Origin of the sequence: Candidatus Galacturonatibacter soehngenii (genome assembly GCF_008830185.1) — a bacterium.
GTDB classification, from domain to species: domain Bacteria; phylum Bacillota; class Clostridia; order Lachnospirales; family Lachnospiraceae; genus Lachnotalea; species Lachnotalea soehngenii.
The window spans coordinates 363,790-389,018 of record NZ_WAGX01000005.1 but is presented as its reverse complement, the minus strand read 5'-3'; the positions used below and the strand labels follow the sequence as shown (position 1 = coordinate 389,018).

Sequence of the window (25,229 nt, the reverse complement as noted above, 5' to 3'; positions counted from 1 at the left end):
ATGGAAAAAAAGGTTCTTTTAATTGGCGGGGGTGCACATGCGATCAGTGTAATTGACTCAATAAAGCATTTAAAAAGATATGAGATAGCAGGTATACTTGATAAAAAAGAAAAAGTGAATACGTGCGTAGCAGGAGTAAAAATCATAGGGGTAGATGATGAATTAGACGCTTTCTACCAGAAAGGAATCCAGTTTGCTGTGATTACAGTTGGAGGAATTGCAAATGCAAAGGTAAGGAGAGCGTTATATGACAGGTGTAAAAAAGCAGGATATCATTTTCCAAACATTATAGACAAAGATGCGGTTGTATCAAAAGATATAAAAATGGGAGAGGGAAATTACATTGGAAAAGGCGCTATCATCAATGCAAAAGCTGTGCTTGGTAATGTATGTATTGTGAATACAGGTGTAATTATGGAGCACGAGACTTGTATTGAGGATTTTGTTCATTTGGCACCTGGAAGTGTATTGTGTGGCAATGTATGGGTGAAAGCCAATACACACATTGGGGCCAATTCCACCCTTTTGCAAAATATAAGAATAGAAGAAAATGTAATTGTAGGTGCAGGCAGCCTTGTATTAAAAGATTTAAAGGCAAATAGGATATATTATGGAAGTCCAGTAAAGGAGGTAAGAAGGATTGAAACCTGTAATGATAATTGCTGAGGCAGGGGTTAATCACAATGGCGATTTGAATTTGGCTAAGCGTTTAGTTGATATGGCCTGTGATGCAAAAGCAGACGCGGTTAAGTTTCAATTTTATCACACGGAGCAATTAGCTGTTCCTACGCTACAAAAGACAAAATATCAAAAGAGGAATACGGGTTGTGATGATTCACAATTTGATATGCTTAAAAAACTTGAGCTGTCAGCAAAAGATATGGAAGAACTTTTTTGGTACTGTAAGAGTAAAAACATACAGTTCTTATCGTCAGCCTTTGAGGAAGAAAGCTATGAATATCTAGAACAACTAGGCGTTCAAATACTCAAAATTCCTTCTGGAGAGATTACGAATTATTTGCTATTAAAAAGACTATCTTACCTAAAACAAGATATCATTTTATCAACTGGCATGGCTAGCTTTGATGAAATTAAGGATGCAATAGAATTACTAGAAAGCAATCATATACAAAGACAAATTATCCTTTTGCATTGTATTAGCTCTTATCCCACAAAACTATCAGAGGTAAATTTACGAGTAATGGAATCACTTCGTACTACGTTTTTAAAACAAGTTGGATTCTCAGATCATACCATCGGATACGAGGCAGGTCTAGCCGCGGTAGCAATGGGAGCAACTGTAATTGAAAAACACATTACGCTTAACAAGGAATGGAATGGGCCAGACCATAGAGTTAGTATGGAGCCCAATGAATTTAAGAATTATGTGAATTCGATTCGACGAGTGGAACAAGCACTTGGAAATGGAGAGAAAACACTGACAGAGGAGGAACAACAAAATAAAAAATTGGTAAGAAAATATCTAGTTGCGACAAGACCAATCAAACAAGGGGATACGTTTACATTCGAAAACATCGGCGTCAAACGAGTCGGAGAGGGAATTACCCCTATGAGAATCAATGAGATACTTGGTAGAAAGGCACAAATAGATTATGAAAAGGATGAGAGGATCAAAGAGTGAAGAAGCTTTGTGTGGTGACAGGAAGTAGAGCGGAATATAGCTTGTTAAAGCCTGTGATGTTAAGAATCCTTGAAGACAAAGAGTGTGAGCTTTTACTAATTGTTGCAGGGATGCATCTGGACACAAGATATGGAATAACAGAGCAAGAGATTATAAAAGATGGATTTTCGATACAAGAAAAAATAGAAATGAATTTGGCAACAGATACAAAAACAGGTATATGTAAATCAACAGGTCTTGGCTTACTTTCTTTTGGAGATGCATATGAGCGAATGAAACCAGATATGGTTATTTTATTGGGAGATCGATATGAGATATTATCTGCGGCAGTGGCAGCTTGTATCTGTAACATTCCTATTGCACATATACATGGTGGTGAAATAACTAAAGGAAGTATCGATGACTGCATGCGTCATGCAATTACGAAAATGAGCTATCTGCATTTTACCTGCGCCAATGAATATCAAAGACGTGTCATTCAGCTAGGAGAAGACCCAAAACGTGTGTATCAGGTAGGAGCATTAGGAATTGAAAATATAACACGATTGTCATTACTTTCTAGAGAGGAATTAGAAACTTGTTTAGCAATCACACTTCATGAGCCATATCTGGTGGTTACCTACCATCCTATGACCCTAGATGAGAAGGAGACAAAATATCAAATCAAAGAGTTATTATTGGCCTTAGATTCGTTTGTGGATTATCAAATCATTTTTACAAGAAGTAATTCTGATGCTGGTGGGGATATTATCAATAAAAAAATTGACACTTATATATTAAAAAATAAAGCCAGAGCCATGGTCTTTTCATCTCTTGGAAGCCTACGCTATTTTAGTCTTGTCAAATACGCCAAGGCGGTAATTGGCAATTCTTCAAGTGGCATTTTGGAAGTACCTTATCTAAGAATACCTGTCGTTAACATTGGAGAACGACAAGAAGGAAGAATTAAGCCTGACTTTGTAATTAATTCAAAGCCAACCGCTAAGGAAATAGCTAGAGGAATACACCATGCAATCACTCACGATTGGAAGAATGAAAAAGGAGATAATCCTTATTATAAAGAAAATACCAGTAAGAATATAATAAATATTATCAAACAAAACCTAAATCAAGGGATTCAATTGAAAAAGGGTTTTTATCAATTAAAACAGGAAAAGGATTGATAAATGTATGAATTTTTTAGCAATAATACCTGCAAGAAGTGGTTCAAAAGGCATACCAGATAAAAATATTAAACAAATAAATAACAAGCCACTGATAGCCTATACCATAGAGGCATGCAAAAAATCACAGATTTTTGATGAGATAATTGTATCAACAGATTCCGCTTCTTATGCTGAAATAGCAATTCAATATGGTGCAAGTGTGCCATTTTTAAGGTCTTTAGAGCTTGCAAGTGATACGGCTTTCTCCAATGAAGTAATTCTAGAAGTACTAAACCAATATCATAATCAAGGAAAAGACTTCACGTATTTTATGCTTTTACAACCTACATCCCCCCTTAGAAAAGTTCGTCACATAATTGAAAGTGCACAGATAGTAGTAGAGAAAAAAGCGGATGCTTTAGTAAGTGTTTGTAAAGTGGAACACCCATCTTTTTTACATGTTTCTCTAGACGCAAAGGGAAGAATTCAAACGGATTGTTTGCACAAAAGAAAAAGAAGGCAAGATAGCGTAATGCAATATCGAATCAATGGTGCTATTTATATAGCTACTACAGAGTTTTTTATGAAAGCAAAAGATTTTTATGGGGAGAATACATACGCATATCTCATGAAAGAGGAGGAGTCAATTGACATCGACAATGAATTTCAATTTGAACTTGCAACTTGGCTTATGAGTCGGTCTGAATAGAAAAAGGAGTATTGCCATACAAAGCAATGCTCCTTTTGAATATAGGATAAATTAACATCAGATAGTGATTTTTACCTTATACGTAAGTAACCAATCATTAATCATTAACATATAGGCGATGAGCTGAGGTGCAGCCATAAGCTGACCATACCATGGAGAACCATAATCGGATGGAGTATTGATAAAAAAGTATACTTTTGCTTTATCAATAAACTGTAGAAGGGGAGAGGATGGCTCTTCAATTACTTCGATTAGTTTTTTTGCAAGTAGGCTTTCGTATCCAGGGTCATAGGTTTTTGGATATGGAGATTTCTTTCTAAACAACACCTCTTCTGGGAGCAGTCCAATAGAAGCTTCGCGTAGTAGACTTTTTACAACTTCATTATGATATTTCATTGACCAAGGAACATTAAATACATATTCTGCCAAACGATGGTCAGCAAATGGAACTCTTGCCTCTAATCCTGAATACATACTACAGCGATCCATTCTTGTTAGTAAGGTTTGCATAAACCACTTTATGTTAAGGAAAGATATCTCACGTCTACGTGATTCGGTTTTATTTTCGCTGTATAAATGAGGAGTTTGCGCTATGGATTCTTCATAGGTTTTCTGTACATACTCATCCATATTTAGTTCGTTTAAAAAATCATCTTTAAGCAATGCCTTACGTGGTTCTAAATTCATCGTCCAAGGAAATGTTTGTGCCTGAAAACATTCCTCTTTGTGAAACCAAGGATAGCCCCCAAAAATTTCATCAGCACACTCGCCTGTTAGTGTTACCGCATTATATTCCTTTACTAGAGAGCAAAAATATAGCATAGAGGAATCCACATCTGCCATGGAAGGAAGGTCGTGTGCTCGAACCGAATCTTTTAGTTTTTCGGCAAGGCTAAGTTTGTCACATTCAAGAAAAATGTGCTTGGAATCTAGGAACTTAGCCATTTTTTCTGCCCATGGTCTGTCTTGTGAAGGCTGAAATGAGTTCGACTTAAAGTATCTGTTATTGTTGACAAAATCAAAAGAAAACGTAGAAAGCTGTTTATTTTTCTTTTTTAATTCGTTGGCGCACACGGCGGAAACGATGCTACTATCAAGACCACCAGATAAGAAGGTACAAATCGGGATATCAGAAACCATTTGACGCTTGATTGAATCTTGAATTAAAAAGGAGGTTTTGGCAACTGTCTCCTCTAGAGAATCCGTATGTTCATAAGCCTCAAGCTGCCAATATTGATGTAGATGTAAACCATCTTTACCAAACTGACAATAATAGCCTGGAAGAACTTCATTCATGTCTTTAAATACACCAATGCCAGGGGTTTTTGCAGGCCCGATGCTAAAGATTTCATTGAGTCCGTTTATGTCTACTTCTGGTTGAATGAATGGATGCTCAAAGATGCCTTTTATTTCTGAAGAAAAAATGAGAGTATCCTCTTTTTGGGTGTAAAAAAGAGGTTTGATTCCAAAGCGATCGCGAAATAGATAAAGTTCATTTTTCCTTTCGTCACTAATTGCAAAAGCAAATATTCCATTTAGTTTTTGTACGAAGGAGGGACCATATTCTATAAAACCAATTAAGATTACCTCTGTATCACATGAGGTGAAAAAGGAATGACCTTTTGCTTTTAGGTCCTCTCTAAGTTCTATCGTATTATAGAGCTCTCCATTGTATACAATCGTATAATTGCTATTATAATAGGTTCTGGTCATGGGTTGGTGGCCACCAGCCAAGTCTATGATGGATAATCTTACATGAGCAAATGCAAAGGCATCCGAAAGATAAGTGCCATCATCATCAGGACCGCGATGCTTTTGTACGGTATTCATTCTAGTTAATATTTCATTATAATAGTTTGATGAATTTGAGTAATGCTCGTAAGGATTAAAAAAACCTGCAATACCACACATATTATGTCCCCTTTTGATATTTATTGTTAAGACATGAAATCAATGTCTTATATAAAGTACTATGCTTCATATTATGTAAAAATAATTAAATATGTGAAATAAAATCAATATATGTTATAATGATTGAAAAAATAAGATGGAGATAACAATGAAAGCGATTATAGTATATTTTTCTTTGGAGGGTAATGTAAAATTTGTAGCAGAAAAAATTAAGAAGCAGTTGAATGCTGATATGCTATGTTTGACTCCTAAAAAAGAGTATCCAACTGGGAAGGTAAGTAAATTCTTCTGGGGTGGAAAAAGTGTTATATTTAATGAAAAACCGAAGCTAGAATCGTATCAATTTAATAAAGAAGATTATGATGTTATTGTGATTGGTACACCAGTTTGGGCAAGTAGCTATACTCCTCCAATTAAAACATTTTTATCAGAAAATGATTTGAGTGGAAAAAGTGTTGCTTTCTTTGCTTGCCAGTCGGGAAATGATGCAAGTAAGTGTTTTGAAAAATTAAAAAATGAACTTAAGAATTGTCAAGTTGCAGCAACACTTGCATTGGTTAATCCAGCGAAAAAGAAAACAAATGAAGATCAGCTACAAATTGATACATTTTGCTATAATATCTTAAATCATATAAAGTAAAAGCATAGCGACCTTGGGGTTACGAAATAGTAACCCTTTTGGAAGTTTTATCCTTAAAGATATTGCTTTTCCTGTCAAATGCTGATATGATAAATCCATGAATTCTAGATTCATTTCTAGCGCATCTTCGCGCACTTATCCAAAACTAATTATTTTTACCAAAAACCACATATGCTTATTATCAGAGAGGAGGAACATGCTTGGGGAGGTAATTAATTGCAGACCAAAAAAAACGAAAAAAACATACAATAAAAGATTGATACGAAAACGTTTAGAAAAGAAACGATTCGACCTTTTAGTAGAACAACTTGAAGGGAAGAATGGAAAAGACTATGTTATTGTCAAAAAAATTTCTTTTCTTGCAAAGTTATTGGAACTATTAACCCATTCTTTTTATATTTTGGTGCGTATCCTTATATGGGGAATCCTTTGTTTCTTAATTACAATAGGAATCAATACCGCACTTAATGGACAACTTAGGCAACAGGCAATGCAGGTTTTTAGCCAATTAATTGGAGGCTGATCCATGAATAATAAAAAGCACAGATTCTATCGTATTAGCTTAGTGTTATTTATTTTATTGAGCTTTGTATGTCAAATGGCTAGCAAGACAGACACGTGCGTAGGCCAAAAGCTCACCATTTATTACGTGAATCACTTGATTGTGGTTAAGGATGATAATCAAATGTTTTATCAGTCAAGAGATTTCCTGTGTCATAGGAAAGTAGAAAAAGAAGTATTATCCAAGTCCAAAAAAGATAAAATAAGAGTCACGCAACCAGATTAAGTTTTATTGTAGAAAAATTGTAAAAGTAATTGTAATCTTTTCCTTTTTACAATATAATTATGTCGAAGGACAAAGGTGTCGTTATAGGCACTTTTTGTCCTTTTTTGTGTATCCTTTAACAAAAAAGATGAATTGGCCGAAAGCGCATCCTTTGTTTTGAATACAAATATACGAAAAGGGAGAAATTACGATGAGAGAAAAACTTAGATATGCCGCAAACAGACATAAAAGAAAACAGGCAGAGCAAATTTTTGAAGGTATTTCTAATGGAAGAAAGGCAGCCCTTTATAACTGGTTTAAAGATTGCTGGCTCCAGCTAGATGTAGTAAAAAGGACGTTGATATCATCACAAGGAACTGCGCAAATCATTCAAGAAGTTTTAAATGATTCGCAAAAAAGGTCACAGACAATGATAGAAGTTTTTTTATGTGATGTAAGTGGAAAGGTCATTGCATCTTCCTTTACAAGGCACATTGGGAATGATTTTTCAGAGTTTCCTAATATAAAAAAGGGAATCAAGAATGAAAATTATATGTATGGTCCATATTGCGATAAGGCAACACTTGATATAGATTTGAAACAAAAACCTTTTTTTGATGAAGTAACCTTACTTTTTTCCACTCCCCTTGAGATAAATGGGCAACTATATATTTTACTGGCAAGGGTATTAAACGATGATATGAGCAACGTGATTCAAGAGGAGGATACCCATATTTATAAAGATTCTGGTGATAATTATTTATTTATGATTCAAAGCAATAGAGGAATCGAGCCAGGGACCGCAATCTCACGAAGTCGGTTTGAAGACCAAACTTTTTCTTTGGGAGATAATCTAAAAGATGGTATCAAAACAAAGCATTGGGATATTGTTAAAATAAAAGATCATACAGAATTCGAAGTTATTTTTACCGACCCAGCTACTGGTAAGCTTCATCAAGGGGTTCAAAATACAATACATAACGAAGAAAATCTTGATTGTTGGCCTGGATATCCAGATTACAGGCATATCATGGTAGGGGGAAAAGGGACAATTATTAAGCCACCTTATTCTGATGAAGTATGGGGTATGATGTGTGAAGGAGATATTGAAGATATTTATCACTATTCTCATTTGAGCCGAAGAATTCCAATCTATCTTGGTATTTTGGCGTCTTCCTCTTTATTGGTTCAATACGTATTGGATTCTTTTTTATCGAATCAATTACTATCAGGAGGAATCATAATCCTTTATACCATTTTCGTCACTTATGCTATATGCAAAAAAACAATCGTAACCCCACTCAATAACGTAACCAACACTTTATGGGATATTGCTGAGGGAGAAGGAGACTTAACCAAGCGTCTGCCAATGGATTCCACCAATGAGATAGGTCAGCTAATCCGATGGTTCAATAAATTTATAAGCAATCAAATGAATATGATAATTCGGGTTAAAAACTCCTTAAAGGCATCTCAAAAAACAGTGACAACAGTGTCAAATTCGAATCAAAAGATTCAAAATAGTATGAGAAGTATAGAAGAAATGGTCCATACCTTATCAAATAATGCGATGGAACAAAATCAATTATTTCATAATACGCAAATAGAAGTGAATAAGATAGCAGATTGTTTAGAAAATAATGAATTAAGTCATTTGGTTGAAACAATGAAAGAAAAAACGGCAAGTGCTACTGTTTTTAAAAATGATCCAGTTAAAGTTCAACAAGAGGCAAATCTTGTAAATCAAGAACTAGAACATGCCATGGTAAAAGCAATGGGAAGCATATCATCGTTGGAAAAGGAATCCTTAGAGATTACCAATATTATTAGTACCATTAATCGAATTAGCAAACAAACGAGTCTATTAGCTTTAAATGCATCGATTGAGGCAGCTCGTGCAGGAGAAGTAGGAAAAGGATTTGCGGTAGTTGCACAAGAGATTAAAAGTCTATCAGAAGGAACGAATGAGGCAACTACTGTAATAGAAGGACTGATTCATACCATTCAAAATGAAATCAATCAAACGAATGCTAGCTTCATGGCGATAGAAAATAAAGTGAAGACGAGTATTGAAAATTCTACAGAAAGTATGAAGGCGGTAAGCCTTGTCATTGATATATCAAAAACGATATCATATATCTTAGAAACCATGTCAGAACAATCTGTGTTGATGAATGAAGTTAGAAGTAATATATTGATGATGGCAAAGCAAAATGAAGAAAATTCAATTCGTGGAGAAACAAGCAGCAAAGAAGCATTAGAGTTGGTATCTTATATCAATAAACAAACAGGAAAGCTTTCTAAGGTAATTGAAAGCTTAGAATATTCTACTGCGGATTTAAATGAAATGGTAGAGTCTTTTAAAATAGAGAAATAGTAGTCAAAGTTATAATTTTAGTTAAAAAAATGAGGTGTGGCAACACCTCATTTTTTTATATCTTTAAGCTCCATTTTGAGCAGTCCCATATATCAGTGGAAAGCCCTTCATAAAAATCAGGCTCATGACAAATTAAAAGAATGCTTCCCTTATATTCTTTTAGAGCTCGTTTTAACTCTGCTTTTGCATCCACATCTAAGTGATTAGTAGGCTCGTCTAAAAGTAAAATATTAGTTTCTCGATTCATTAATTTACATAATCGAACTTTGGCTTGTTCTCCACCACTTAAAACACGTACCTGACTTTCAATATGTTTGGTGGTCAATCCACATTTAGCCAGTGCAGAACGCACTTGATACTGGGTATAGGAAGGGAACTCTTTCCATATTTCTTCAATGCATGTGGAGGTATTATCAGGAGCCATCTCCTGTTCAAAATAGCCTATGTATAAATAATCACCAAGTGCTGCCTCACCGCTTAGTGGCTTAATTAATCCTAATATGCTCTTTAACAATGTAGTCTTTCCGATTCCATTTGCTCCAGTTAATACAATTTTTTGTCCACGTTTCATAGAAAGGTTTAACGGTTTAGAGAGTGCCTCATCATAGCCGATTACAAGGTCTTTTGTTTCAAAGATGTATTTACCTGCTGCTCTAGCATTCTGAAAATGAAATTCAGGCTTTGGTTTCTCACGAACCAATTCAATTTTTTCCATTTTATCTAGTTTCTTTTGTCTAGACATTGCCATATTTCTAGTTGATACACGCGCTTTATTTCTTGCAACGAAATCCTCTAATTCAGCAATTTCTTGTTGTTGTCTATTGTAAGCAGCATTTAGCTGGGCTTTTTTGATTGCATATACTTCTTGGAATTTATCATAATCACCCACATAACGGTTTAATTCTTGGTTATCCATGTGATAAATTAGGTTTACAACACTATTTAAGAATGGAATATCATGAGAGATTAAGATAAAAGCATTTTCATACTCTTGTAAATAACGTTTTAGCCATTCTATATGTGTTACGTCAAGGTAGTTGGTAGGCTCATCCAGTAGTAAAATATCTGGCTTTTCTAATAAGAGTTTGGCAAGCAATACTTTTGTTCTTTGACCACCGCTTAAGTCCATTACATCTCTGTCAAGACCTAGTTCATCAATGTCAAAGGCATGACTGATTTCTTCGATTTTAGAATCTATAACATAAAAGTCGTGTGCCATTAAAAGATCTTGAATGATACCAAGTTCATCCATCATGTTCGCAAGTTCTTCTTCCGAAGCTTCTCCCATTTTGTCACAGATAGCATTCATTTTTGACTCCATATCAAACAAAAATGCGTAGGCTGATTTTAATACATCTCGTATGGTCATACCTTTTTCTAATGCAGTATGCTGATCGAGATAACCCACACGCACATTTTTTGACCACTCTACTTTACCGTCGTCAGGCATAAGCTTTCCAGTAATAATATTCATGAAAGTAGACTTACCTTCTCCATTTGCTCCAATTAAGCCAATGTGTTCACCCTTTAACAAGCGAAAAGATACATTATTAAAAATGGCTCTGTCACCAAAACCATGGCTTAAGTTTTCAACATTTAATATACTCATAAAATCTCCTTTGGCTGTGCATACTTTAATAGATAGTAATTCAAGATCCGCTTTGACGATTATAATATATCAGGAGACGTTTTTCAACAGAATTTGTTTGGATAAAAGAGAATTTGTTTAGATAAAAGAGAATTAATTCTTCGAGCAATATGAAAGAAACACTTTGTGCCTACAAGCACAAAGTGTTCGTTCAATTAAACAATGTGTAGTTTGATTTGCAAGGAATGTATGAGGTCAATCCATGTATCAGATATGCCGCAATCAGTGATAATGGTATCAAAATCTTCAATGTTTGCAAAATAGGAGGATTTTATAATAGAAAATTTACTGGAATCGATTAAAAGAATTTTTTCAATACCAGATTTAAAAATAGCTTGTTTGGTCGCGATTTCGTAATTATTTGCACAGGTCACTCCTAAAGTTTCATGAACGCCAGCAGCAGAAATAAAAACCTTACTCGCTCGTGTATGTTGAATAAGCGAAAGTCCTTCCATACTTTCAAACATTTCTGTATTAGCATGATAGTATCCACCTGCAAAGATAATGGATATATTTGTCTTATCTACAAGTTGATTTAAGATGTTGCGGTTATAGCAAAGGATGGTTGCACTAAGTGTGGAAGGTAAAGCCTTTGCAAGATACTCTGTTGTGGAACCAGTATCAATAATTAAAATGTCATTTTCCTCAATCAAGGTTGCTGCAAAGCTTCCAATGCGTCTTTTTTCTTCCATAAAAGAAGTAACAGCACTTCCTAAAGCGTAATGATCGTCTGCATGATCCAAAGGTTTGGTAGTCTCAAAATTATAGAAGAAAGCACCATATTGATTTCTAATGATGCCTTGTTTTATTAGCTGATTTAGATCTCTTCGTATTGTCATTTCAGAAACGTTAAATTTTGCAGCAAGTTCTTTTGCAGAAGCTCCCTGTGAATCTTTTATTATTTTTATTAAATGATTCATGCGTTCATATTTTTTGCTCATGACAATACAGCGATCCTTTCTGGATATGACAGTTCATATTCCTTATAATGTGAATATTCTAACATTTCTATGAATAATATGCAATAAAATGTTGGAAAAGTAACATACTTTAACAAAAGTATTGACTATATGTGGAGAGAATGATAAAATCAAATTAAATAAATTATATTATAAATTTGATTTTGGACGTAACGATTTGCGTAGCAACGAGGCTATTTTTAAGATATAAGGTAACTTAAAAGTAGCCAATTTTATGCCAAGCTTTGCTATAATATGATAAGTTATATTTAAGTCCAAGCGTTTGGTCTTAAGTTAATTTATAAAATGTCGTATAACGACCCCACATCTTGAAGGAGGAAAATATTATTATGAAAAAGAAACTTTTATCATTCGTTTTAGCAGGCTGTATGATAGCTTCATTAACTGCATGTGGAAGTTCAAGTAAAACTACAGAACCTACCAATGATAGTTCTAAAACAGAGACAACAGAATCAACAGACGCAGCAACCGATACAAAGGAAGATGCAGTAGCAGAAGGTGAGGCATCTGCAGATGGGTATGAGCTTGCATTAGTAACTGACATTGGAACCATTGATGACAAATCATTCAATCAAGGTGCTTGGGAAGGTGTAGTTCAATATGCAAAAGAAAGCGGTAAGTCTTATAAATATTACCAGCCAGCAGAAAAAACAACAGATTCTTATGTAGAAACCATAGATTTAGCAATTGAAGGTGGAGCTAAAGTAGTAGTTTGCCCAGGCTATTTATTTGAAGAAGCAGTATTTATTTCTCAAGATAAATATACAGATGTAAAGTTCATCCTATTAGATGGAGAACCACATAATGCGGATTATTCCGAATATAAGACTGCTGATAACACTATGGCTATCTTATTTCAGGAAGATGAGGCTGGATTCTTAGCAGGATATGCAGCAGTAAAAGACGGTTATACAAAGCTTGGTTTCATGGGCGGTATGGCAGTACCAGCAGTTATCCGTTTTGGATACGGGTTTGTTCAAGGTGCTGATTATGCAGCAAGTGAATTAGGACTTGATTCAGTTGAAATTTCTTACCACTATACAGGCGGATTCGATGCAACTCCAGAAGTACAGACTTTAGCAGCTTCTTGGTATGGTGCAGGTACAGAAGTAATCTTTGGCTGTGGTGGTGGAGTTGGTAACTCAGTTATGGCAGCAGCAGAAGCAAATGGTAAAGCAGTTATTGGTGTAGACGTTGATCAATCTCCTGAATCAGATACCGTAATTACTTCAGCTATGAAGAAGTTATCCGTATCTGTATATGATGGAATTAAAGCCGTATATGACAACGCATTTCAAGGTGGAAAAACCACTACATTTACTGCAGCTAACGATGGTGTAGGTCTTCCAATGGAAACATCTAAATTCAAGACTTTTTCATCAGATGATTATGATTCTGTTTTTGCGAAACTTGCAGGTGGAGAAATCAAAATCAACAATGATACAAAAGAAAGTGATACAAACGCAGCAGTTGGAGCATTTGGTCTAAAAGTTGCAAAAGTAAACGTTGTACAATAATTCCTATCGTAATAGCGAATAGATAATAGAGTATAAAAATGTTTGAATAAGCATTTTTTGTTAACTATAAAAGGGGATGCTATTTAGCATCCTCTTTTTTAAAATAAACGTTGAGGTGAACATATGGAATACATTATTGAAATGCTTGGTATAACAAAAGAATTTCCAGGAATTATAGCCAATGACGACATTACACTTCAAATTAAAAAAGGTGAGATACATGCATTGCTTGGAGAAAATGGAGCAGGTAAATCCACACTTATGAGTGTATTGTTTGGACTTTATCAACCAGAAAAAGGGATGATTAAAGTAAAAGGCAAGGAAGTAAAGATTAACAGTCCTTTGGATGCAAATGCTTTAGGCATCGGAATGGTACATCAGCATTTTAAATTAGTGCATAATTTTACAGTATTACAAAATATTGTATTAGGAATGGAAAGCGTAAAATATGGCTTGATGGAAATGAAAGAGGCAAGAAAAAAAGTTGTGGCCTTAAGTGAAAAATACAATCTATTTGTAGAGCCTGATGCTCTTATTTCTGATATCACAGTTGGTATGCAGCAACGTGTTGAAATATTAAAAATGCTGTATCGAGAGAATGAAATACTTATCTTTGATGAGCCGACAGCGGTTCTTACACCTCAAGAAATTGATGAATTGATGAACATCATGAAGAACCTGACAAAGGAAGGAAAATCAATCATCTTTATAACTCACAAATTGAATGAAATTAAGGCAGTTGCAGACCGATGCTCTGTACTTCGCCGTGGAAAATATATTGGAACTGTGGAAGTGAAAGATACGGACAAACAGGCCATGTCTGAAATGATGGTGGGACGCAAAGTTAATTTAAAGATTGAGAAAAAGGACAGTAAGCCTGGTGAAGTGGTATTAGATGTAATTGGACTTACTGTGAATGCAAAAAAAGAAGGACATACAAAAAGTGTGGTAAACAACACTACATTTAAAGTACGAAGAGGTGAAGTAGTTTGTATTGCTGGAATTGACGGAAATGGTCAAAGCGAACTAGTTCAGGCAATCACTGGATTATCAGGAATGGATTCTGGTAAAGTGCTTTTAAATGGAGAAGATATATCGAAAAAGAGTATCCGCTATAAAAATACACATGGTATGTCACATATCCCAGAAGATAGACATAAGCATGGCTTGGTTCTTGATTATACATTAGGAGAAAATCTGGTATTACAAGAGTATTTTACTCCTGAATTTCAAAAGAATGGATTTTTAAAATTTAAAAAAATTGAAGAATATGCAAAAAAATTAATTGAGAAATATGATATTCGAAGTGGGCAAGGGAGTATTACCAGTGCCAGAAGTATGTCTGGAGGGAATCAGCAAAAAGCCATTATAGCAAGAGAAATAGATAAGAATCCGGATATACTCATAGCGGTACAGCCGACTCGTGGTTTGGATGTTGGAGCAATTGAATTCATACATAAACAAATCATAGAGCAAAGAGACAATGGGAAAGCAGTTTTACTCATATCTCTTGAGCTAGATGAAGTTATGAATTTAAGTGACCGCATTTTAGTAATTTACGAAGGAGAACTTGTAGCAGATTTAGATCCAAAGACAGTTACGATTCAAGAACTTGGACTTTACATGGCAGGATCTAAGAAAGAGGAGGTGAAGTAGCATGAATGAGGCAAAGAAAAAGAATTATGTAGGCTTAATGTCGTCCATTTTTGCTATTATTGTAGGACTTTTATTTGGTTTTGTCGTTTTAATTATTAGTAATCCTTCTCAAGCATTACCAGGCTTTTTAACGATATTAACTGGTTCTTTTACACATGGTTTAAAGGGAGTAGGACAAGTATTTTATTATGCGACACCAATTATCTTGACAGGACTTTCTGTAGGATTTGCTTTTAAAACAGGACTTTTTAATATTGGAACGCCTGGTCAATTTATCGTTGGTGCTTTTGCAGCAATTATTGTAGGAATAAGGGGTGGTTTCTTAGGAAATGCACAATGGATTGTTGCAGTAATTGCAAGTATGATAGCGGGCGCATTATGGGCTTTAATCCCAGGTGCATTCAATGCATACTTTAATGTTAATGTAGTAATTGCATGTATCATGATGAATTATATTGGTATGTATTTTGTTAATTTCAGTGTAAAGGGAAGCAAGGTGTTATTTGATTCACTGCGTAACCAATCACTTCCAATTGCTAAAACCGCACAAATTCCAAAAATGGGATTAAATGTTATTTTTCCTGATTCTAGTATCAATGGTGGATTCTTTATTGCAGTAATCGCAGTAATCGCCATTCACATTTTATTAAATCGAACCACCTTTGGTTTTGAATTAAAGGCAGCAGGTTTTAATAGAGATGCTAGTAAATATGCGGGAATGAACGAAAAAAGAAATGTTATTTTATCTATGATGATTGCAGGTGCACTTGCAGGCCTTGCAGGAGGGCTTTTATATCTTGCAGGTTCTGGAAAACATATCGAAGTAGTAGATGTATTGGCTTCAGAAGGATTTACAGGTATTTCGGTAGCACTTCTTGGTTTATCCAATCCAATTGGTATTCTTTTAGCTGGCTTATTCATTGCTTACATTACAGCAGGTGGATTTTATTTGCAGTTATTTGAGTTTTCAACAGAAATTATAGATATTATTGTAGCAGTTATTATTTATTTTAGTGCATTTGCACTCATTATTAAAACTTTTATGGAACGTTTAGATAAGAAAAGAAATGGAGGTAAAAAAGCATGAATATAGTATTTTCCGTATTTCAGCAAACCATGTTTTTTACAATTCCCCTACTAATAGTAGCTCTTGGTGGAATGTTTTCTGAGCGTTCTGGTATTATCAATATCGCGCTTGAAGGTATTATGATCATGGGAGCATTTGTTAGTATTTTATTCATCAACCGTACACAAGGAGTGTTAAGCGGACAAACACAATTAATCTTAGCAGTAGTCATAGCAGCAATTGCAGGTATGCTATTTTCACTCTTTCATGCGTTTGCTTCCATCAATATGAAAGCGGATCAGACCATTAGTGGTACTGCGCTCAATTTGTTTGCACCTGCATTTGCAATATTTGTTGCAAGAATACTTCAAGGTGTACAACAAATTCAATTTACTAACACATTTCGTATTGAATCCGTACCAGTGCTTGGAAATATTCCAATTATTGGGGATCTATTTTTTAAGAACACTTATATTACTACGTACATTGGGATTTTGATTTTGATTCTATCAACGATTGTATTATATAAAACCAAGTTTGGCTTGAGACTTCGTGCATGTGGAGAACATCCACAGGCGGCGGATTCTGTAGGAATTAATGTATATAAAATGCAATATGCAGGTGTATTAATCTCTGGTGCTTTTGCAGGGATTGGTGGCTTGGTGTTTGTTATTCCAACATCTACGAATTTTAATGCAACGGTTGCTGGATATGGATTCCTTGCTTTAGCAGTACTTATTTTTGGACAATGGCATCCAGTACGAATCTTATTTGCTTCCTTTTTCTTTGGATTAATGAAGACAATTGCAGCATCTTATTCAGGAATTCCAGTTTTGGCTTCTCTTGGAGTACCAAGTTATATTTACAAAATGGTACCATATGTAACAACTTTAGTTGTGCTTGTGTTTACCTCTAAAAATTCTCAAGCACCAAGAGCGGAAGGTATTCCTTATGACAAAGGAGCAAGGTAGGTAGCGCATGAAAATTAGATTTTATAATGCTAGAATATTAACAATGGCAAATGGGTTTGAGATAATAAGAGGAGAACTTTGGGTAGAAGGAAATAAGATCTCTTATGTTGGAACCAATCCAAAAGAATCAAACTTAAGATGTGACGAAGTGATATGGGATAGAGAAATTGACGTGTCAGGGAATCTTTTAATGCCTGGATTTAAGAATGCACATACGCATTCAGGTATGACGTTTTTAAGATCTTATGCAGATGATCTACCTCTTCTTGACTGGTTGCATAATCAAGTGTTTCCTATGGAGGCAAAGCTTAATTTAGACCATATATACGATTTTAGTAAACTGGCTATTATGGAATATTTAACAAGTGGTGTAACGGCTAATTTTGATATGTATCTTTCGCCTAAGCCAATTGTAGATGCATCTGTTGATTGTGGTTTTCGAACGGTGCTTGTTGGAGCGATGAACGATTTTACACAGTCTGTTGAAGAAATGGAAACATTTTACAAAACATATAATCAGTATCATGAATTAATTAGTTACAAACTTGGATTTCATGCGGAATACACAACAGGAAGAGAAAAGCTAGAAAAAATTGCGTCTTTAGCAAATCATTACAAAGCACCCGTATATACACATAATTCAGAAAGTCAGTCAGAAGTTGAAGGATGTTTGAAACAATATGGTCAAACACCTACAGCATTCTTAAATAGTCTTGGTATGTTTGAATATGGTGGTGGTGGGTATCACTGCATTCATATGACAGACGAAGATATGGCCATCTTCAAAGAGCATGATATGTCAGTGGTAACCAATCCAGGGTCGAATGTAAAGCTTGCTAGTGGGATTGCTCCTCTTGTGAAGATGAAGGAGATGGGAATCAATCTAGCAATTGGAACGGATGGACCAGCAAGTAACAATTGCCTTGATATGTTTCGCGAAATGTTTCTTGTTACAGGCTTGCAAAAATTGCAATTAAACGATGCCGCTGCAATGGATGGAAATGATGTTCTTTCAATGGCAACGCTTGGAGGAGCAAAAGCCATGGGGCTTAATGATTGTGATACGTTGGAAGTAGGTAAATTGGCAGATATTATCATGATAGATTTGAATCAACCGAATATGAGGCCAATTCATAATATTACAAAAAATATTGTTTATAGTGGAAGCAAACAAAATGTTAAGATGACAATGGTAAACGGTGTTATTTTATATGAAGATGGCGTATTCCATATTGGCGAGGAACCAGCTGCATTGTATGAAAGAATTGAATCCATTGTTCAAAATATGAAAAAATAGGTACCAGTAGGTACAAGAAGGAGTGAATATGTTAACATCAAAATTATTTGATCATACGATATTAAAAGCAGATGCAACAAAGGAACAGGTAGCAAAAATATGTGACGAAGCACTTGAACACAACTTTGCTTCCGTGTGCGTAAATCAATATTATACAGCATTTGTTGCAGAAAAATTAAAAGGAAGCGATGTGGATGTCTGCACAGTTGTTGGTTTTCCACTTGGAATGATGTCTACCAAAGCTAAGTGCTTTGAAACGGAAATGGCTATTTTAGATGGTGCTACAGAAATTGATATGGTTATTAATGTAGGTGCCTTAAAAGATAAAGACTATGCTTTTGTTTTAGAAGATATTAAAAAGGTTAAAGAAGCGTGTACAGACAAAGCGATTCTAAAGGTTATTATAGAAGCATGCTTATTAACAGATGAAGAAAAAGTGAAGGCATGTGAACTATCAAAGGAGGCAGGAGCTGATTTTGTTAAGACATCAACCGGATTTAGTACAGGCGGTGCAAAAGTAGAAGATGTAAGACTGATGAGACAGACGGTTGGACCTAATGTAGGCGTGAAAGCCTCTGGCGGTATACGCGATAAGAAGACGGCCGAAGCTATGGTAGAAGCTGGTGCAAATCGCTTGGGTACAAGCGCAACAGTTGAAATTATAAAATAATTCAAAAAAGAATGTGTGTTACAGCACGTTCTTTTTTGTATAAAAGGAAATGAAATTAAAGGGTGGAGGGGCATTATGACTGTAAAGGAAGCATTTGAGATAATAACAATATTACAAAAAATGAATCCCCTTACAAAAGAAAAGGCGATTGGTTTTGCAACCATAAGAACTTTTCAAAAGGGTGAGTTTATTTTTATGGATAAGGAAGAAGTAAATCAAGTTTATTTTGTGGTAAAAGGATATGTGTCCATTTTTAAGGTAAATAAAAAATTAGATAAAAAAGTAATTTTTCTATACAAAGCTGGTGAAATGTTAAATGAAGTAATTCTACAAGAACCAGTAGCATCTGTTAGTTGTGAAACCTTGAGTGAAGTAACGATCTTGTCCTTTAAAAGAAAAGCGTTTTTATCATTCATGGAGCAGGATTTTGAGTTAACAAAATTGGTGATGGAATCCATGGCGCTAAAGGTAAGAAGATTATATCATCAGCTTGGAAACACATCAAACATGATGAATCTTGAAAAACAAGTGGCTGCTAAGTTATGGAAACTTGCAAAGGACTTTGGAGTGAAAGATAAAGATGAAATTCAGATTGATTTTGATTTATCCATAACATTTTTAGCGGATATGCTTGGCTCAAAGAGGGAGTCAATCTCTAGGGTTGTGAAATGCTTGACAGAAAAAGAAATTATAAAAGTAAGGAAGAATCGATTTTACATTTGCGACCCAGAGCGTCTTATCAGGGTAGTTAAAAGCGAAAAGGCAATATAGAGTACAAATTGAGCAATATAAAATTTATTGAAACAGCGTGAGATTCGTCACGGCAGAGAGGAAAAATTTGTGATAGATTGTTAAAAAAGTCACAAAGGAGGAGTTCTTTTTATGTTTCAAGAGGAATATCAATCAGTTGCAAAAGCAGCTGGCGCCAAAGTCGCTTTACTTAAAAATAATCCGATTGGATATTTTTTATTATCGACTTTAGCAGGAATCTATATTGGATTTGGAATTTTATTAATCTTTAGTATTGGTGGGATGCTAATCGGGCAACCTTATGCAAAAATCATAATGGGAGTTTCGTTTGGAATTGCACTTAGTTTAGTTGTGATGGCAGGAGCCGAATTGTTTACTGGTAATAATCTGGTAATAGTTGCAGGGTTAATGAAGAAAACAATTGGATTAGCAGATGGACTTAAAGTATGGGGCATTTGTTATATTGGAAATTTGGCTGGATCAGTGATACTTGCGAGTTTGTTTTATTATTCAGGCTTATCAAAAGGAGCAATCGGAGAATTCATTGCGAGTGTTTCTGCTACAAAAATGGGGATTCCTTTTGTTCCTCTCTTGCTTCGAGGTATCTTATGTAATATTTTAGTCTGTCTTGGCGTCTGGTGTGGAACAAAATTAAAATCCGAGAGCGGAAAGTTAATTATGATTTTCTGGTGTCTGTTTGCATTTATTACATCTGGATTTGAACATAGTATAGCCAATATGACGCTTCTTACTATTTCTTTATTTGATCCATGTGGGCAAGCCGTTAGTCTAGGCGGATATATCTATAATTTAGTAACAGTAACAGTTGGTAATATGATTGGGGGAATTGCTTTCGTGGCTCTACCTTATTATCTAGCATCAAAAAATAAGGAGGACTAAAATGGGATACGAATTAAGCAAAGAGCAAATGAATGAAATACTTTCCCAATTAAAGGAAGACTACTTAATCTACGCTCCGAAATGTTTTCAAGATGGGGGACGCTTTTCAGATACAGATTGTATTCGCTATGGAGAAATAAACAAGATAGAAGAAATTGTTTTTGATAAAAAGGCAGAATATTCGTTCAAAGAAGTGTTACTTCCAATCTCACAGACCTTATTTTATTTTACAGAAGATAGTGTAAAGGAAGCGGACGCACCAAAACAGGGAGCAATTGTCTTTCTAAGAAGCTGTGATTTACATAGTGTAAAAAGATTGGATGAAATCTATCTAAGAAATGGATTTAGTGATTATTACTACCAAAGACTTAGAGAACGCGTAGTTTTTGTGCTAATGGGATGTCAGACGGCATTTGATTCATGTTTTTGTGTTGACATGGGGACCAATCAATCTAATGAATATGATATGAGCATTGATAGGAGTGAAAATGGCTATCAATTGGATTGCAAGTCGAATCAGCTTGAAAAATTATTGTCCCAATATGCGACAAATAATCTTTCCGTTACACCAGCTTATGTAACGGAAACAAAAACAAGAGTAAATATTCCTTCTAACTTAAGTTATCAGATTGGAAATTCCAATATGTGGAGGGAATATGATACAAGATGCATTAATTGTGGAAGATGTAATTTTGTTTGTCCTACCTGTACATGTTTTACAATGCAAGATATTTTTTACACCGACAACGAAAAGGCAGGGGAGCGAAGACGCGTATGGGCTTCTTGCATGGTTGATGGTTATACGGATGTTGCTGGTGGAGCCAGCTATCGTCAAAAAAATGGAGATCGAATGAGATTTAAAGTGCTTCACAAAGTGTTAGATTACAAAGAAAGAAATGGTTATCACATGTGTGTTGGGTGTGGTCGATGCGATGATATATGCCCTGAATATATTTCCTTCTCCCATTGTATCAATAAATTAGAAAATGGAATGAAGGAGGTTATGGAACATGAATAAGAATGAATATATACCATTTTTATCTGAAATAGTTGAAGTAATTAAGCATACGGAAATTGAGTATACGTTTCGTATGGCATACGATGGAGAAGTAAAGCCAGGTCAGTTTTTTGAAGTATCCTTTCCAAAATATGGAGAAGCTCCCATTTCAGTGAGTGGAATCGAGAACGGATGCGTTGATTTAACTATCCGACGCGTTGGTAAGGTAACCAATGAAGTGTTTGAAAAATATGTTGGTGATAAATTATTTCTTCGAGGGCCATACGGAAATGGCTTTGATGTAGACGATTACAAAGGAAAAGAGATTGTTGTTGTGGCAGGAGGAACTGGGGTTTCACCTGTTCGAGGAGTCGTTGATTATTTTGCAAAGAACGCTTCAAGCAGAAAAGACATGTCGTTTATTGCAGGGTTTAAATCAAAAGAAGATATACTTTTTGAAAAAGATTTTGAATTTTGGAGAGAGTCTATGAATGTGGTTCTTACTTTAGATGCGGGTGAAGAAACAAAGGAACACAAGATAGGACTTGTAACAAAGTATATTCCACAATTAAAATTAAAAGAGGTAAAAGAAGCAGTGGCTATTGTTGTTGGGCCACCTGCTATGATGCATTTTAGTGTGCTTGCATTACTTGAGCTTGGTCTGCAAGAAGATAACATTTGGATTTCACAGGAGAGAAAGATGTGTTGTGGTATTGGAAAATGTGGGCATTGTAAGATTGGAAATCAATATGTGTGCCTGGATGGTCCTGTGTTTCGTTATACGCAAGGAAAACATTTGGTTGATTAATGGAGGGAATTGACATGGATATGAATACAAAAAGTCTAAAGAAAAATGCATTTCGTGTTACAAAAGAACGTGGCATTACAGCCTCCAGAGTCAGAATACCAGGTGGGCGTATGGAGGCAAAATATTTGTCTCTTATTCAGGAAATTGCAGATACCTATGGAAATGGAACCGTTCATATTACGGTAAGACAAGGATTTGAAATATTAGGTATTCCATTTGATAAGATTGATGAAGTAAACAAACTTTTACAGCCGATTATAGAAGGAATGGGAATCAATCAACAAAATGGAGGGAGTGGCTATAGTGCAGCAGGAACGCGTAATATAACAGCGTGTGTTGGAAATACAGTATGTCCATATGCATGCTATGACACCACTGCCTTTGCAAAGAAGATGGAGGTTGCAATATTTCCAAATGACCTACATTTTAAAGTAGCATTTACAGGATGCTCCAATGACTGTGGAAAGGTGAGAATGCATGATTTTGGTATTCTAGGTATGACGGTGCCACAGTTTGAAGCGGATCGATGCATCAGCTGTCAAGCCTGTGTGAAAGCATGTGCAAAGAAATCGGTTCAAGCATTATCATTTGTAAACAACAGACCTCAAAGAGATGAAAGTAAGTGTATTGGTTGTGGAGAATGTGTACTTAGTTGTCCGAATATGGCATGGACTCGAAGTAAAAAGAAATATTATCGTTTAACATTGCTTGGAAGAACGGGAAAGAAGAATCCACGTTTGGGAGAAGATTTTATTAAATGGGCAGATGAAGAAAGCATCATTAAAATAGTAAAAAATACGTATGATTACGTTAAGGAATATATTGATGTAAATGCGCCAGGAGGAAAGGAACACATTGGTTATATTGTAGATCGAACTGGATTTGAAGAATTTAAGAACTGGGCATTAAAGGATGTAAAATTGCCAGAAATAGCAGAGGTTACGCATCGCATTTACTGGAGTGGTATTATACCAAAATAGAAAAAAGATATTTCTTGGTAGGCTTTTGCATATGATGAAAGAAAAAGGCATTTATGGCAAATCAAAAAATAGAAAATCTTCTTAATCTTGCGTTAGATGCTACGGATCAGGAAAGAGAAAAATCATTAAACCTGAACGTAGGTTATGATGAACAGGAGCGAACATGGGATGTGATTGTAAAATATAATGGCGATATTGAAAGACTACAATCAGAAGCAATTGATGTAGTGCCACTTATGAATCAATTTGCAATCCTAACAGTAACGGAAAGTGTATTAAGAGAACTGCCAAACTTTCCTGAAATCGAATATATTGAAAAGCCGAAAAGATTGTTTTTTGCTGTCAACGATGGAAGAGCGGCTTCTTGTATGAGTGCATTGCAAACATCTCGATATAATTTATTTGGGCAAGGTATACTTGTGGCTATTATTGATTCTGGAATTGATTATACACATCCAGATTTTAGAAATCCAAATGGAACGACAAGGATATTGGAGCTATGGGATCAAACAATTCAGGGAAATCCCCCACAAGGTTATAGGATAGGAACGCTGTATTTAAGAGAGCAAATTAATGAAGCTTTGTCAGCACCTAATATGCAGACACAAATGGAAATTGTCCCGAGTAGGGATCTAAGTGGTCATGGTACCGCGGTAGCTGGGATTGCAGCGGGAAATGGAAGAGCTTCAAATGGGTTATATCGAGGTGTTGCTTCCTTAAGTGATTTAATTGTAGTGAAGCTTGGGACGCCAAGAACAGACTCTTTTCCAAGAACAACGGAGTTGATGCAGGCAATTGATTATGTTGTTAAGAGGGCATTGGAATATCGATTACCTGTATCCATTAATTTAAGCTTTGGGAATACATATGGCTCACATGATGGGACGTCTCTTTTAGAAACCTACATTAACCTGACTGCAAACATATGGAAGAGCTGTATCTGCATTGGAACTGGAAATGAAGGTGCCACAGCAGGTCATACTTCTGGAATATTGACTGAAGGAGTACCTCAAGAGATTGAAATAGCAGTAACGGAATATGAAACTACGCTAAACGTACAAATTTGGAAGTCTTATTCTGACGATGTTGACATTATGATAAGATCACCTGGTGGAGTAACAGTAGGTCCCCTACAACCAATTCTTGGTCCACAGCGATTTGTATTAGAAGGAACGCAGTTATTATTATATTATGGAGAGCCAAGTCCTTATAGCACGGCACAAGAAATATATATCGATTTTATACCTCGCGATTATTATATTGCGGATGGGATATGGACAATTATTCTTGTACCTAGAAGGATAGTGTCAGGAGAATATCATATGTGGCTGCCAAGTGAAGGAGCATTAAATGTAGGAACGAATTTCCTTCGCCCCAATGCAGATACGACTCTAACCATCCCCTCAACATCATCAAGAGCGATTTCAGTTGGCGCTTATAATACAGCACTAGGAAGCTATGCTGCTTTTTCGGGCAGAGGATATACAAGAAATCTAGGATTGGTAAAGCCAGACATTGTTGCTCCAGGAGTTGATATCACATCAACCAGTGCAAATGGTGGATATGGTGTGTTCACTGGAACATCAATGGCAACCCCTTTTGTGACAGGGGCTTGTGCTATGATGATGCAGTGGGGAATTACAGATGGGAATGATCCGTTTCTTTATGGTGAGAAAGTAAAAGCCTATCTAATCAAAGGAGCAAGGCCATTGCCAGGATTTTCGGTGTATCCAAATCCACAGGTTGGATGGGGGGCGCTTTGTGTGAGGGATAGTTTACCATTGTAAGGAAGAAAAATT

23 protein-coding genes are annotated in these 25,229 nt (G+C 35.5%); 20 read left to right on the top strand and 3 right to left on the bottom strand.

Annotated elements, in window-relative coordinates; translation table 11 throughout:
• From F7O84_RS09285 to F7O84_RS09270, 4 genes are read left to right on the top strand one after another with little or no spacing between them, the layout of a single operon-like run.
• Positions 1-666, top strand: coding sequence for an acetyltransferase (locus F7O84_RS09285; RefSeq protein WP_151144313.1), 666 nt, complete (start codon positions 1-3; stop codon positions 664-666).
• Entirely contained in the window at positions 641-1,642 is a 1,002-nt protein-coding gene (gene neuB / locus F7O84_RS09280) for an N-acetylneuraminate synthase (RefSeq protein WP_243140852.1), read from the top strand. The genes F7O84_RS09285 and neuB overlap by 26 nt, the downstream gene beginning before the upstream one ends.
• Entirely contained in the window at positions 1,639-2,805 is a 1,167-nt protein-coding gene (neuC, locus tag F7O84_RS09275) for a UDP-N-acetylglucosamine 2-epimerase (protein ID WP_151144312.1), read from the top strand. Before neuB ends, neuC begins: the two co-directional genes overlap by 4 nt.
• Positions 2,806-2,812: 7 nt before the next feature.
• Entirely contained in the window at positions 2,813-3,496 is a 684-nt protein-coding gene (locus F7O84_RS09270) for an acylneuraminate cytidylyltransferase family protein (protein ID WP_151144311.1), read from the top strand.
• Positions 3,497-3,553: 57 nt separating this feature from the next.
• Here the strand turns inward: F7O84_RS09270 and asnB are convergent, their stop codons facing one another.
• Positions 3,554-5,407, bottom strand: a complete 1,854-nt coding sequence (gene asnB / locus F7O84_RS09265; RefSeq protein WP_151144310.1) for an asparagine synthase (glutamine-hydrolyzing) — start codon at positions 5,405-5,407, stop codon at positions 3,554-3,556.
• A gap of 148 nt (positions 5,408-5,555) precedes the next feature.
• Here asnB and F7O84_RS09260 point away from each other — a divergent pair, with 148 nt between their 5' ends.
• From F7O84_RS09260 to F7O84_RS09245, 4 genes are all read left to right on the top strand, one after another.
• Positions 5,556-6,047: a flavodoxin family protein gene (locus tag F7O84_RS09260; RefSeq protein WP_192451707.1), complete on the top strand. Its 492-nt coding sequence runs from the start codon at positions 5,556-5,558 to the stop codon at positions 6,045-6,047.
• Positions 6,048-6,243: 196 nt separating this feature from the next.
• The gene (locus tag F7O84_RS09255; protein WP_151144308.1) at positions 6,244-6,570 is read left to right on the top strand and encodes a hypothetical protein; all 327 of its coding nucleotides are present in this window, start codon (positions 6,244-6,246) and stop codon (positions 6,568-6,570) included.
• 3 nt (positions 6,571-6,573) lie between these two features.
• Positions 6,574-6,834, top strand: a complete 261-nt coding sequence (locus F7O84_RS09250; RefSeq protein ID WP_151144307.1) for a hypothetical protein — start codon at positions 6,574-6,576, stop codon at positions 6,832-6,834.
• Positions 6,835-7,024: 190 nt separating this feature from the next.
• Positions 7,025-9,190, top strand: a complete 2,166-nt coding sequence (locus tag F7O84_RS09245) for a methyl-accepting chemotaxis protein (RefSeq protein ID WP_151144306.1) — start codon at positions 7,025-7,027, stop codon at positions 9,188-9,190.
• Between the two features lie 55 nt (positions 9,191-9,245).
• On the opposite strand, the gene F7O84_RS09240 is transcribed toward F7O84_RS09245, so the two are convergent.
• Positions 9,246-10,799 carry an ABC-F family ATP-binding cassette domain-containing protein gene (locus tag F7O84_RS09240; RefSeq protein ID WP_151144305.1) on the bottom strand — a complete coding sequence of 518 codons (1,554 nt, stop codon included), beginning with the start codon at positions 10,797-10,799 and terminating at the stop codon, positions 9,246-9,248.
• Positions 10,800-10,993: 194 nt separating this feature from the next.
• A complete protein-coding gene (locus F7O84_RS09235) occupies positions 10,994-11,758 on the bottom strand; it encodes a DeoR/GlpR family DNA-binding transcription regulator (RefSeq protein ID WP_243140851.1) in 765 nt (254 codons plus the stop codon).
• A 389-nt stretch (positions 11,759-12,147) separates the two neighbouring features.
• Here F7O84_RS09235 and F7O84_RS09230 point away from each other — a divergent pair, with 389 nt between their 5' ends.
• The 12 genes from F7O84_RS09230 to F7O84_RS09175 all read left to right on the top strand — a co-directional run bounded on the left by F7O84_RS09230 (position 12,148) and on the right by F7O84_RS09175 (position 25,217).
• Positions 12,148-13,335, top strand: a complete 1,188-nt coding sequence (locus F7O84_RS09230; protein WP_151144303.1) for a BMP family lipoprotein — start codon at positions 12,148-12,150, stop codon at positions 13,333-13,335.
• A gap of 123 nt (positions 13,336-13,458) precedes the next feature.
• Entirely contained in the window at positions 13,459-14,991 is a 1,533-nt protein-coding gene (locus F7O84_RS09225) for an ABC transporter ATP-binding protein (RefSeq protein ID WP_151144302.1), read from the top strand.
• A 1-nt stretch (position 14,992) separates the two neighbouring features.
• Positions 14,993-16,078 (top strand): ABC transporter permease, encoded by a 1,086-nt coding sequence (locus F7O84_RS09220; protein WP_151144301.1) that lies wholly within the window; start codon positions 14,993-14,995, stop codon positions 16,076-16,078.
• Positions 16,075-17,028 (top strand): ABC transporter permease, encoded by a 954-nt coding sequence (locus F7O84_RS09215; RefSeq protein ID WP_151144300.1) that lies wholly within the window; start codon positions 16,075-16,077, stop codon positions 17,026-17,028. The genes F7O84_RS09220 and F7O84_RS09215 overlap by 4 nt, the downstream gene beginning before the upstream one ends.
• A gap of 7 nt (positions 17,029-17,035) precedes the next feature.
• Positions 17,036-18,325, top strand: coding sequence for an amidohydrolase family protein (locus tag F7O84_RS09210; RefSeq protein ID WP_151144299.1), 1,290 nt, complete (start codon positions 17,036-17,038; stop codon positions 18,323-18,325).
• A gap of 28 nt (positions 18,326-18,353) precedes the next feature.
• Positions 18,354-18,995 carry a deoxyribose-phosphate aldolase gene (gene deoC / locus F7O84_RS09205; protein ID WP_151144298.1) on the top strand — a complete coding sequence of 214 codons (642 nt, stop codon included), beginning with the start codon at positions 18,354-18,356 and terminating at the stop codon, positions 18,993-18,995.
• A gap of 75 nt (positions 18,996-19,070) precedes the next feature.
• Complete coding sequence (locus tag F7O84_RS09200; RefSeq protein ID WP_207708052.1) at positions 19,071-19,766, top strand: Crp/Fnr family transcriptional regulator; 696 nt, start codon at positions 19,071-19,073, stop codon at positions 19,764-19,766.
• Positions 19,767-19,877: 111 nt separating this feature from the next.
• Positions 19,878-20,645: a formate/nitrite transporter family protein gene (locus F7O84_RS09195; RefSeq protein WP_151144297.1), complete on the top strand. Its 768-nt coding sequence runs from the start codon at positions 19,878-19,880 to the stop codon at positions 20,643-20,645.
• A gap of 1 nt (position 20,646) precedes the next feature.
• Entirely contained in the window at positions 20,647-21,663 is a 1,017-nt protein-coding gene (gene asrA / locus F7O84_RS09190; RefSeq protein WP_151144296.1) for an anaerobic sulfite reductase subunit AsrA, read from the top strand.
• The gene (asrB, locus tag F7O84_RS09185) at positions 21,656-22,450 is read left to right on the top strand and encodes an anaerobic sulfite reductase subunit AsrB (RefSeq protein WP_151144295.1); all 795 of its coding nucleotides are present in this window, start codon (positions 21,656-21,658) and stop codon (positions 22,448-22,450) included. The genes asrA and asrB overlap by 8 nt, the downstream gene beginning before the upstream one ends.
• A gap of 14 nt (positions 22,451-22,464) precedes the next feature.
• Complete coding sequence (gene asrC, locus F7O84_RS09180; RefSeq protein ID WP_151144294.1) at positions 22,465-23,430, top strand: sulfite reductase subunit C; 966 nt, start codon at positions 22,465-22,467, stop codon at positions 23,428-23,430.
• Between the two features lie 53 nt (positions 23,431-23,483).
• A complete protein-coding gene (locus F7O84_RS09175; RefSeq protein ID WP_151144293.1) occupies positions 23,484-25,217 on the top strand; it encodes a S8 family peptidase in 1,734 nt (577 codons plus the stop codon).
• The last annotated feature ends 12 nt before the right edge of the window (positions 25,218-25,229 follow it).